This is a genomic window from Peribacillus sp. P4_C12, assembly GCF_056402095.1.
Window position 1 is genome coordinate 1 of record NZ_JBFUIB010000134.1, and the last position, 8766, is coordinate 8766.

The window sequence follows — 8766 nt, forward strand, 5'->3', positions numbered from 1 at the left end:
ATTCGCTCGACTTGCATGTATTAGGCACGCCGCCAGCGTTCGTCCTGAGCCAGGATCAAACTCTCCGAAGAAATGTTTGACTTGCTCATTTTGCTTTTTGATAGTGTGTGCTCACTTAAAAAATTAACGTTGGCGCTTTGTTTTGTTCAGTTTTCAAAGAGCAATTTCGTTGTCGTTTACTTCGTAAGCGACTTTTACATCTTATCATGTTGTCGACTGTTTTGTCAACATGTTTTTTTGATGTTTTTTGTTTTGTTGAAGCTGCGAAAGCTGATGTCCCGCAGCGACATGTATTAATATAACACCTAGATTATTATTGGTCAACACTAAAAATGATTTTTTTGAAATATTTTTTTATACTCTATAAAATCGATGATAAACGTCTTGTCCTTTTGTTTCCACTTTGATGACATCTATTACTTTCTTCTCTATTAAGTATTCTAACAGAACACCTAGATCTACTGAATAAAACTTAAGTTCCGGATGATCCATTAACTCTGCAATTGTCCAAGGATCTTCTTTTGTACTCATTATTTCAGCTAAATGCTGTGAACCCGTATTCGTCCTAGAGTAAATAAGAAATTCACTCGCAAGGAAAAGAAGTTCCAATCTTTTTTCAAGCGTTTCCTCACTACTAATCAATTCTTTATACAACTTATAGATTTCAGGTTCCATATGTTTCACTTGGTTCCAGACTGTAACTTCTGGATAAAAACCTTGTTCTATTACTTCTAAACGAGCTAAGTGATGCAGGGAATGAACAATATGGTTATATGCATCAAGATAATGACCTTTTTCAAAGAAGCCTTTTCCATCCATATATCTGCGAATTAACTTCGCAAACTCCATCCCTATCTTCAATTTCCTTCCATAAAAAGGGAACTCTCGAATTTCGGTTTTCAAATGATCCAAATATTCATTTCGGTCAAAAAGGACCTTTCCGTTATAAATCCAGTCAACTACTTTTCGGTTTGTACCTAATAGAAGCCATTCTTTTAGTTGTTCTTCCTTTACGATATGTAAAGCTGCCTTTTTGTCCTGGTATGTGTAGTGTTTTAAAAACACTGACTCTTCTGCTTCATCTACAATAACAAAAAGAATGTAGTCAAATGTATCGGTAATCGGGCTGTTATTTTCTCTTTTTTCTATTAACAAGATTCCAAGTGTAGATTTTAAACTTGCTCGCTCTTGATAAATCGGGCGAAGGATATCTTCCATTATAAATTCCTCCAAAACCTTTTTTTTTTTTACATTCGACAAAACTCTTCAAAATCCTGTATTTCACCTAGATGATATTTACAAAAACAACATATTCAAAAGTAATATGTATCCTTTATTTCTTTTTTGTTCCATCCGTAGTTTATGTTATAGTTAAAGTTATATTTTAGGAGGGACAATCCATGGCTAAATATTCTAGCAAAATCAATAAAATCCGTACATTTGCTTTAAGTTTGATTTTCATCGGCTTTATTGTGATGTATCTCGGACTTTTCTTTAAAACACACCCTATTGTTATGACACTTTTTATGGGTCTAGGTCTTTTATTCATAATTGCAAGTACCGGCGTTTATTTTTGGATTGGAATGCTTTCTACAAAATCGATCCAGGTTGTATGTCCTAACTGTAGTAAACCTACAAAAATATTAGGGCGTGTGGATATTTGCATGCATTGTGAAGAACCATTGACCCTTGATAAAAAGTTAGAAGGCGAAGAATTTAACGAAAAATATAATCGCAAAAGCCTGCAAGACTAAATAACCCCTTAAGAGAGCTTATTTCTCCCAGGCAAATGGTCCAAGATTAATTGTATCATTTTTTTGCAACAAAAAAAAAGTTCCAACCAAGTGGCGGAACTTTTTTTAATGTGCTTCTTTTTTTGAGCACTCTGTACAGTCTCCATAGATTTCCATCCGATGGTGACTAACATTGAAACCGGTGACCTGTGCTGCAAAATGTTCGACTTCGTCCAATGCCGGGTAATCAAAATCTACAATTTTTCCGCAGGTTTGGCAGATTACATGATAATGATTCGTCGTTACAAAATCAAATCTTGCTGAAGAATCACCATAGGTAAGTTCTTTAACCAATCCTACTTCGCGGAACACACGCAAGTTGTTATAAACCGTAGCCACACTCATATTGGGAAACTTACCTTCTAGCGCTTTATATATATCATCTGCGGTAGGGTGAGACATAGAGCTTATCAAATATTCAAGTATCGCATGGCGTTGAGGAGTTATTCTTACACCGGTATCTTTAAGGGAATCCAACGCTTCTTTTAACTGAACTTCAGACACCGCCATCCACCTCTTTTTCTCATTAAGTATGAATTATTAAATTATAATATTTATAAATAGTGTACCTTTTATACGTTGATTTTGTCAATATTTCATCTGTTTATCGATTCATTTTTAGTTTATTCATTAACCCTTTAAATCTTTCCCATTTTCTAATTGTGCCTAGTATCCTTTTAATAGATCAATGACGTTGATAAAGTCTTTTCCATCTATCCAGGAATTCATGCATGTTTTTTCGAAAATTGAAAAGGTTCTAGGTAAATATTCACTGCTTTTACTCGAAAGATGCGGTGTGACCATTACATTTTCCATACGCCAAAACGGGTGTCCCTTTTCTAAAGGTTCTGGATCGAATACATCTAAAATGGCATGAGCAATTTCCCTGTTTTGTAAAACCTCTATCAACACTTCCTCTTTAACCAGATCACCTCGTCCAATATTCACGAAGACAGCAGAACCTTTCATAGCTTTAAAGTGTTCTTTTTGCTACAGATTCTGTGTTTCAATCGTACTTGGCAGAACAGATACGATGTAATCTGCTTCCGGTAATACATCAACTAACTCAAAATAAAGACGATCAATGTGCTGCTCCGCTACGATTGACCCCAATTGTGGTCATCCTAAAGGCTTTCCCAAGACGCGCTACCTCTCCGCCAATTGCACCAGCACCAAGAATGAGTATCGATTTCCCATTCAATTCTCCTACTTCTATCTTTCAATCCCACAGCTCGTCTGCTTCATTCTTGATAAGCTGTTTCAATTTCTTTTCGTACTGTAAAAGCATCCCAATCGTGCACTACCAAAATCCCGCGCTTCTCAATGGCTTTATTAATTCCATACCTGCACGCATAACCATAACCCACTTTAAATTCGGTGCTTTCTCAATTGTCTCATCTGTTAAATCTTCGCCGTATGTAATTAAGATTTTTGCTTCACGAAGTGGTTCATCCCCCCAATCCTATTGTTAAATGAAATTCAAAGCAGGAAAGGTATCCTCCATCTGCTTTTGGATGTCTTCGTTTGGAATAATTGTTGAAAGTACTAACATGTTTATCTCACCTTTTAATTAACATAAAAAAACACGGGCTCTGTATGTCCCGTGCAACTTTCTCTGAGGAGGTATTCCCTTAATAAAGCATATTCAGGTGTCCTCTTTTTGAGTTGGACAAAAGCCTTACCCCTGATAAAAAAGGCTTTATTTTAATAAATTTGGATTTAAAGCACTTAGTTCCGGCAACATAAAAATGCCATCCCTTCGGATCAGAATGTCATCAAAGTAGATATCACCACCGCCATATTCAGGACGCTGGATCAAAACCATATCCCAATGTGTAGAAGAACGGTTACCATTATCAGCCTCTTGATAGGCTTGGCCAGGAGTTAGATGCAGACTGCCACATATTTTCTCATCAAACAAAATATCGTCCATTGGCTCCATAATGTATGGATTGATTCCAAGCGCGAATTCCCCAATAAAACGGGACCCTTCATCTACATCGAGAATCTCGTTCATTTTAGAATTTTGATTAGAAACTGCTTTCGTGATTTTCCCCTTTTGTATGGTTAAAACTATGTCACGAAAGGTGATTCCTTGATATGTTGAAGGTGTGTTGAAAGCTACCCTACCATGAACACTCTCTTTTACGGGTGCCGTGAACACTTCCCCGTCAGGTAGATTGTTTTTCCCAGCGCATATGACAGCCGGCATTCCTTTAATGGAAAAGGTGAGATTTGTCCCAGGTGAAACAATCCGGACTTTTTCAGTACGCTCCATTAATTGCTTAAGCGGTTTCAGTGCCACTTCCATTTTCCCGTAATCCATTGTGCACACGTTTAATAGAAAGTCTTCGTACCTTCTAAAGCTCATACCTGCTTTTTGTGCTAATCTGACGTTCGGGTAATTAAGTAAAACCCAACGCCGGTTGTTTACATAGAAAAGAGTCGACGACTTCATCGCTTCCCCATGAAGACGATGCCTCTCTGCAGGAACATCTGCCAATTCAGCATCGTTTTCTTCACTGGAGATGATTATTATCGCATCAATATCAGTATATTTCCTCAAAGTCCATTGTGATAAGGTATCAAGTTGTTCCTTCTCATTCCCTTTTAACAAGTGTCGGCTTATTTCATCGTCTTCCAGTTCGACATATGGATATGCACCGATTCTGTATGTTTCATCAATCAGCTCTTTCAATAGCGGTTTCATGTTGATATGACCCCGTATCAAGATTCTCTCTTTTGGCTGTAATTGTACGGAATGATGAATCAGCCTTTCAGCAAGCTTGGTTATTCGCTTATCCTTCATCTGGCTGTACCTTATTTTTCTAGATCACGAAGAGTTTCAAGCGCTTCTTCGACATGGCCTTTGACTTTTACCTTACGCCATTCTTTAACTATCGTTCCTTCCTTATCAATCAGAAAAGTTGAACGTTCAATGCCCATATATTCCTTGCCGAAGTTCTTTTTTAATTTCCATACATCATATAATTCAGCAGCTTCTTGATTTTCGTCAGCTAGTAGCAGAAAAGGTAACCCATATTTTTCAATAAATTTTTCATGACGCGCCGCCGGATCTGGACTAATCCCTATGATAACAGCATTCAATTCCTCAAACTGCTCATTGTGGTCACGGAAATCACAGGCCTCCGTTGTGCAACCAGGCGTCATGTCTTTCGGATAAAAATATAAAACAACGTGTTTGCCCTTAAAATCCGATAGGGAAACTTTTTCACCGTTGTTTGCAGGAAGTTGAAAATCCGGTGCTTTTTCTCCAATTTTAACAGTCATTCTTACCCCTCCATTTCTTTCATTATGGTAAGCGTACCCAATAATTGAAAGAAACACAACTTTCATTTATTCTTCCTTTCCTTCTGCTCTAAGTCAATCACTGTCCGGATCACAAACGCTGCCGGGAGAGTGTATCCAATGAACGCCTGGATTGTCGCAATCATCCTGCCCATGCCTATCGGGGCTATATCTCCATACCCTACTGAAAACATTGTCATTGCACTAAAATAAAAAGAAGTCTTCAGTTGCTCGTAAAAACTGCCGTCCAAACGATTGCCCATATCAAGAATCACCGAATGATTCTGAAGCTCGTATAATAAATAAATCAGTGCAAAACCTACTAATATCGTCGCATATAAATTGCCGAGCCACAGCATATCCTCTAGAGAAAACTTTTTTCCTCCCGACTCAACAAGAAATAACGTTCGAATGCTCATCACCATGCAAAAAATAATCCCTGCAATCAAGATGTAAAAAGTCATCCCCCACGCCTCATTTCAAAACAACCCACTCCCCCTATACATACTCCCCGTCCAAACAATATATTCTTTATTTAGGGGTCAGACCCCATTTCCCAACATTCACATCCTTAAACAAACCTAGATGCACMAATAGTTTTGTCGATATAGGGCGGGGTCAGACCCCATTTCCCGAGACTTTTTTCCTTATTGACCATTTTAGTCGGGATATGATAAGCTTGTCTAAATTTTTATAATAGTTTTTATTTTATAAATATTTGTTGCCTGCAGTTTAATTTACAGCGGGTTTGTGAAATTTCATATGTGGAAATAGGTTCCTAATTTTTTTAGGATTAAAAGGGAAGTCCGGTGAAATTCCGGCACGGTCCCGCCACTGTAATAGGAATGTTAGCGCTATGCAATATGCCACTGATTTTCGGATTGGGAAGGCCTGCCGCTAATAAGATTCCTAAAGTCAGGAGACCTGCCTGTTTCGACAACACTGTTTTAACCTACGGAGAATAGGGAAGTGTTAGGGACCTTATAATTTTAAGGGGTTTTTGTATACCCCTTTATTTTAARCATTTCTAACTTTCTCTTTTGACGGTTAGGGGTGCTTTTTTTGTTGTTATTTTATTTAAAGAAAAAAGAATGTAGGAGGATGGGAATATTGAAAAGTAGTAGTTTAGGGTACCCTCGAATTGGGGAAGATCGTGAATGGAAACGCACATTAGAAGCTTACTGGTCCGGAAAAATCGATGAATCGGAGTTTACGGCACAGCTAGAAGCCATCCGTTTAGGCAACTTACAAAAGCAAAAGGACCAACGTATTGATATTATTCCTGTCAATGACTTTACTTTATATGATCAAATGCTCGATATGTCTGTAATGTTCGGTCTTGTTCCTGAGCGTTATTCAGCCTATAAAGGCGGCACCGTTCCCCTTTCTGTATATTATTCTATGGCTCGCGGAAACAAGGATGAAGTTGCTTCTGAAATGACGAAATGGTTCAATACAAATTATCACTATATCGTTCCCGAATTAAAACAGTCACAGCTGATTTTGACAGAAAATAAACCACTTGCTTCTTATCGCGAAGCCAAAGAAAAACTAGGAATTGAAGCTAAGCCCGTGTTAGTCGGACCTTATACTTTTATTACTCTTTCTAAAGGCTACAATAAACAAGATGTACCTGGAATCGTCCTTAGTCTCCTGCCTTTATACACACAAATTCTGCAAGAGCTAGAACAAGAAGGCGTGAAGTGGGTGCAAATGGATGAACCCTCCCTTGTTTCTTCCATTTCTAAAGATGATATGCAAACTGTTACTTACTTATATGAAAAATTGAATGAAGCAGCTCCAAACTTGAACATCATGCTACAAACATACTTTGATGCGGTAGAGCACTACCAAGAGGTGATTGAATTACACGTTCAAGGGATCGGTCTTGATTTTGTCCATGATAAAGGGAAAAATCTTAGTAATCTCCAAGAATTCGGCTTCCCGAAAGACAAAGTGCTCGGTGCAGGTGTGATTGATGGGAAAAACATATGGCTTTCCGATTTATCGAAAAAGAATCAGTTGATCAAGACCATCACAAAAACCGTAGCCGAAGACCAAATTTGGCTTCAACCCTCTTGCTCCCTGCTTCATGTACCAGTAACGGTTCGTAATGAGACGGCTCTTACTAAAGATGTGCAACAGGCCCTTGCTTTTGCTGATGAGAAGCTTGAAGAAATCACTCTACTAGTTAAAGGTAGTAATCAAGGTGCCGAAGCAATTGCTGAAAAAGTAGCCGCTAACAAATTAGCACTTCAAACGTTAGCAAGTTCAAATGCGCGAAATCATAAAGACGTCCAAACTGGTGTCGAACAGGCGAAGAGTCAAACAGCCGGCCGTCAGCTGCCATTTAAAGAGCGTTATCAAAAACAACAGGAATTTTTCAAACTGCCTTTCCTTCCATCAACAACAATCGGAAGCTTTCCGCAGACGGCTGAAGTAAAACAAGCCCGCGGAAAATTCAAACGAGGGGAATGGACTGCTGCACGATATGAAACATTTGTTAACGAAGAAATCAGCAGATGGATCGATATCCAGGAAGAAATCGGCTTGGATGTTCTTGTTCACGGAGAGTTTGAACGAACAGATATGGTTGAATTTTTCGGTCATAAGCTAGGTGGATTCGTTTTCCTTGAAAAGGGATGGGTGCAATCTTACGGTTCTCGCTGCGTAAAACCCCCTGTTATCTATGGCGATGTGCATTTCATCGAGCCGATGACAGTCCGTGAAAGTGTGTACGCACAATCTCTGACTAAGAAAACAGTAAAAGGAATGCTGACAGGTCCTGTAACGATTCTAAACTGGTCATTTGTCCGTGATGATATTTCACAGGAGAATGTTTGCTACCAGTTAGCGCTTGCCTTGGAAAAAGAAGTGGGAGCGTTAGAAACTGCCGGAATCAAAATGATCCAGGTGGATGAGCCTGCCCTTAGAGAAGGTCTGCCCCTGAAAAAAAGCGACCGCGAAGAATACCTAAAATGGGCTGTGAACTCCTTCTTGATTTCTACTTCAAGTGTGGAAGATACAACGCAAATTCACACGCATATGTGTTATTGCGATTTCAACAGCTTCATGGATGTCATCTCTTCCTTGGATGCCGATGTGATTTCCATCGAAACATCTCGCAGCCACGGTGAACTTGCTTCCGCATTTGAGGAAAAAACATATGAAAAGGGCATTGGCTTAGGCGTATATGATATTCACAGCCCACGCGTTCCTGCAGTCGAGGAAATGGTCGATATGATTGAACGAGGCATCAAAGTATTAGATAAAGATCAATTTTGGATTAACCCGGACTGCGGTCTGAAAACAAGGGGCGTTCCTGAAACCGTTGCTTCTTTGAAAAATATGGTGGAAGCCGCAACAATCGTTCGCAAAAACCTATTGGTCAATCAACAGGCAAATGACTGAAAAAGGTATTGATTTTACAAATGCTAATCCTACCCGGCAGTCACGGACTTTTTTAACGGATCTTGTTTTCCCACCAGATACGAATCATCACAACACCATCTTTGGCGGTAAGGTGATGGCCTATGTAGATAAAATCGCCTGCATTTCAGCAATGCGCCATTGCCGAAAACCAGTTGTGACTGCATCAAGCGATTCTTTTGACTTTTTGGCACCAATCAAGACAGGGGATGCGATTAACCTAGAGGCCTTTGTC

General features: G+C 39.1%; 11 protein-coding genes, 1 rRNA gene and 1 riboswitch. Of the genes, 3 read left to right on the forward strand and 9 right to left on the reverse strand.

What is annotated here, in order from left to right:
• Both AC1DUW_RS15875 and AC1DUW_RS15880 read right to left on the reverse strand, forming a co-directional pair.
• A 16S ribosomal RNA gene (locus tag AC1DUW_RS15875) occupies positions 1-71 on the reverse strand; the annotation flags it as partial.
• A 283-nt stretch (positions 72-354) separates the two neighbouring features.
• A complete protein-coding gene (locus AC1DUW_RS15880; protein WP_053344508.1) occupies positions 355-1218 on the reverse strand; it encodes a nucleotidyltransferase-like protein in 864 nt (287 codons plus the stop codon).
• Positions 1219-1400: 182 nt separating this feature from the next.
• On the opposite strand from AC1DUW_RS15880, the gene AC1DUW_RS15885 reads away from it, so the two are divergent.
• On the forward strand, positions 1401-1754 hold the full coding sequence (locus AC1DUW_RS15885; RefSeq protein ID WP_053344507.1) for a YgzB family protein: 354 nt from the start codon (positions 1401-1403) through the stop codon (positions 1752-1754).
• A 105-nt stretch (positions 1755-1859) separates the two neighbouring features.
• On the opposite strand, the gene perR is transcribed toward AC1DUW_RS15885, so the two are convergent.
• The 7 genes from perR to AC1DUW_RS15920 form a co-directional block, all read right to left on the reverse strand.
• On the reverse strand, positions 1860-2303 hold the full coding sequence (perR, locus tag AC1DUW_RS15890; protein WP_053344506.1) for a peroxide-responsive transcriptional repressor PerR: 444 nt from the start codon (positions 2301-2303) through the stop codon (positions 1860-1862).
• A gap of 156 nt (positions 2304-2459) precedes the next feature.
• Complete coding sequence (locus AC1DUW_RS15895; protein ID WP_269083714.1) at positions 2460-2741, reverse strand: NAD(P)-dependent oxidoreductase; 282 nt, start codon at positions 2739-2741, stop codon at positions 2460-2462.
• A 42-nt stretch (positions 2742-2783) separates the two neighbouring features.
• Positions 2784-2906: a hypothetical protein gene (locus AC1DUW_RS15900; protein ID WP_269083713.1), complete on the reverse strand. Its 123-nt coding sequence runs from the start codon at positions 2904-2906 to the stop codon at positions 2784-2786.
• The gene (locus tag AC1DUW_RS15905) at positions 2875-2994 is read right to left on the reverse strand and encodes an NAD(P)-dependent oxidoreductase (RefSeq protein ID WP_269083712.1); all 120 of its coding nucleotides are present in this window, start codon (positions 2992-2994) and stop codon (positions 2875-2877) included. Before AC1DUW_RS15905 ends, AC1DUW_RS15900 begins: the two co-directional genes overlap by 32 nt.
• 498 nt (positions 2995-3492) lie before the next feature.
• A complete protein-coding gene (locus tag AC1DUW_RS15910) occupies positions 3493-4602 on the reverse strand; it encodes an aminopeptidase (protein WP_053344504.1) in 1110 nt (369 codons plus the stop codon).
• 11 nt (positions 4603-4613) lie between these two features.
• On the reverse strand, positions 4614-5084 hold the full coding sequence (gene bcp, locus AC1DUW_RS15915; protein WP_053347943.1) for a thioredoxin-dependent thiol peroxidase: 471 nt from the start codon (positions 5082-5084) through the stop codon (positions 4614-4616).
• Between the two features lie 62 nt (positions 5085-5146).
• Positions 5147-5566 carry a potassium channel family protein gene (locus AC1DUW_RS15920; protein ID WP_053344503.1) on the reverse strand — a complete coding sequence of 140 codons (420 nt, stop codon included), beginning with the start codon at positions 5564-5566 and terminating at the stop codon, positions 5147-5149.
• A gap of 291 nt (positions 5567-5857) precedes the next feature.
• Positions 5858-6048: riboswitch (cobalamin riboswitch) on the forward strand.
• 155 nt (positions 6049-6203) lie between these two features.
• On the opposite strand from AC1DUW_RS15920, the gene metE reads away from it, so the two are divergent.
• Both metE and AC1DUW_RS15930 read left to right on the forward strand, forming a co-directional pair.
• Entirely contained in the window at positions 6204-8513 is a 2310-nt protein-coding gene (gene metE / locus AC1DUW_RS15925; protein ID WP_477642938.1) for a 5-methyltetrahydropteroyltriglutamate--homocysteine S-methyltransferase, read from the forward strand.
• Positions 8506-8766 (forward strand): acyl-CoA thioesterase (locus tag AC1DUW_RS15930; RefSeq protein ID WP_477642939.1); only part of this gene is annotated, 261 nt, incomplete at its 3' end. The genes metE and AC1DUW_RS15930, both read left to right, overlap by 8 nt.